The organism is Caloramator fervidus, from assembly GCF_900108045.1.
Taxonomy (GTDB): Bacteria; Bacillota; Clostridia; order Clostridiales; family Caloramatoraceae; genus Caloramator; species Caloramator fervidus.
Window position 1 is genome coordinate 1 of record NZ_FNUK01000042.1, and the last position, 2,818, is coordinate 2,818.

Sequence of the window (2,818 nt, forward strand, 5' to 3'; positions counted from 1 at the left end):
TTTGTATTTATAAAATATTTATCAAAAATGCTTGTAAAAATACTCAAACCCCACTTTTCGTTTTTTGAAAAGTGGGGTTTGTCGACGGTCTGAGGTGAACTTAAGTTCACCTATTATACTACCAATTTTAAATTATTATTTTTTATCAAGTGGAATTATTATCTCCGGATATGCATTTTTAACCTGCTTATAAAATTCATTTATTGCTTGTTCTTTTGTCATCTTTCCATTAACATATTCTGAAACTATATTTCCCCATATATTATCAATACCTTGATCATATTTAGTAACTATATTAGCATCTATTTTTTCTGCTTCCTTTAAGAAAAATTTATAATGATTTTGTCCTTTTAAAAACTTATCTGAAACTTTATCTTGTACTTTATCTGTAACAGGCTTAAAGGAGAGCAAGTCCCCAGTTTCCTTATACCACCAGTTTAAAAACTCTTCATCATGAGTCATCATTTTTATAAATTCCCAAGCAGCCCCTTTGTTGTCGGATCCTGAATATATACCTATCCATGTTCCTCCCCAAAAGTAAGGATATGGTCCTGATGTTACTCCCCAATCTCCTGCTGTATTTTGTGCACGTGGCTTAACTACATAGTGTAACCCCCAAGTTGGCAAAACATAGCCAAATACTTCAACTTTTTTATTAGATTTTACTTTATCTAATTTATCCCAGCCTGCATTAAACGGAATTGGACCTTCCATTGAAGCAAACCATGCTGGTGACCATTCAGGAGCCATTGCTGTATACTCGTTATCACGTAATTTCTTTTGATAATCCATAAAGTCTATTTTAGCTTGAGTCAATTGCAATTCATTTTTTTCGTTTACCCAAGGCTTTGGATCTGCACCCTTTGCAAACCAACGAATAGCACCTTCATCAGGCAAAATCTTATATCCCGCTCTTTTTAATTCTTCAGCTGCTTTAAAGAAATTATCCATGGTTGATAATTTTTGAGCGACAAAAGCTGGATCATCATTTCCCCAAACTTTTCTTGCAATCCATCTTTTATATATAAAACCACCTGGTGTTGCCTGCCATGATAATGCCTTAACATTACCATTGCTATCCTTCCCTAAATTAAACACGTATGGAATATAATCTTTTTCCCATTCATCTGCATTATAAGGATCCTCCGATAAATTTTCCCAATATGGTAAATCAATCCATTGTTTTAACCAAGCAATCTCAGCAGTAAATATATCTGGGGCTCCAACCCCACTTTCTAAAACCGGTTGAACTTTAGATGCATAATTTTCAGTTGGTATTATAGTCAATTCAGTTTTTATACCATATTTCTTTTCAAAATACTCTAAAGGTTTCTTTAATTCATCGGTAAAAGACCATACCCTTAAAACTTTATCTTTCTTTACCTCTAATTTTTTATCATTGCTACTGGTTTTAGATCCACATCCCGTCAAAGACACAATCATAAAAATGACAGATAAAAGGATGCTCAAATATTTTTTCACTTAAAATACCCCCTTTTAATTTTTAAGCTTTTCGAAACCGGTTTCGAAATGTAAAAAAATAAAATTAAATTATAGACTTACAAGAATCTCTAATAATTAACTCAACAGGCACAACAATTGACGCTCTAGAACTTTTCTTATCAATCATATCTATTAAAATATCAGCTGCGTTTTCCCCAATTAAATCAGTATTTTGTTTTATGGTAGTAAGTTTTGGTGTTATATATCTGCATACATCTAAATCATCATAACCAACAACAGATATATCATCTGGAATCCTTAATCCCTTTTCTTTTATAGCATTAATTGCTCCTATAGCCATAAGATCTCCCGATGCAAAAACTGCTGTTGGTAAATCATCTAACTCTAAAAGTTTTTTCATAGCTTTATAACCACCCTCGAAGGAAAAATATCCACCTTCAACCAAATATTTATCTATCTTAGGCAATTTGAATTTTTCTAAAGCATTTATAAATTCATTATATCTTGCATTTCCTGCAAATGTATCCCTACTACCATATATATGTGCTATTTTTCTATGCCCTAATGAATAAAGATATTCAACCGCTAAATAACATCCCTGCGCATCATCTGAATGAACACTACTTACCTTATCACTCTCATTATCAATTAAAACACACGGGAAATTACTATTAATAAGCTCCTGTATCTGTTCATTTGTAGGCTCTGAAGTAATTATTATTACACCATCTACTCCTCTTATTTTACAATGATCTAAATAAGTTATTGGATGCCCACCTATATCTTTAGAAATAAATAATAGGTCATATCCTTTTAATTCAACTTTTTTCTTAAAACTTTCAATAATCGCATTAAAAAATGGATGCTTTATACCTACGTTAAGCTTCTCATCAAATAAAATACCTATAGTCCAAGACTTTTTTGTAGTTAATATTCGTGCATGAGAATTTGGAATATATCCCATTTCAGCAGCTTTTTTTAAAATTATTTGCTTAGTCTTTTCACTTACATCAGGATAATTATTTAACGCCTTTGAAACTGTTGTAGGCGAAAAACCCGTCTCTCTAGATATATCATAAATTGTAGTCAATTTATAACACCTCTTATACTAGACTTCGAAACCCGTTTCGTATTCTACTTTTATTATAATAAAAATCACTATTTTTAGTCAATACTTGTTTTTGAAAAAATTCTGCAAATTTCGATTATAATACATATAAATAATTAGGTAAATTTAAAAAGCTGCAGCAAAGCTGCAGCCTCAGATTGTTGACAAAGTATAATTTTAAAAAGAGAATCCATCACAAAAAAAGGATTCTCTTTTTTTATGTCGAAATATAATAATATACGAAGT

Annotated in this window: 2 protein-coding genes; both read right to left on the minus strand. The window is 31.2% G+C overall.

Annotation, left to right across the window (positions count from 1 at the left end; genetic code table 11):
- Positions 1-135: 135 nt before the first annotated feature.
- On the minus strand, positions 136-1,482 hold the full coding sequence (locus tag C4R78_RS09310) for an ABC transporter substrate-binding protein (protein ID WP_103896761.1): 1,347 nt from the start codon (positions 1,480-1,482) through the stop codon (positions 136-138).
- A 64-nt stretch (positions 1,483-1,546) separates the two neighbouring features.
- Positions 1,547-2,554 (minus strand): LacI family DNA-binding transcriptional regulator, encoded by a 1,008-nt coding sequence (locus C4R78_RS09315; RefSeq protein ID WP_103896762.1) that lies wholly within the window; start codon positions 2,552-2,554, stop codon positions 1,547-1,549.
- Positions 2,555-2,818 lie beyond the last annotated feature (264 nt).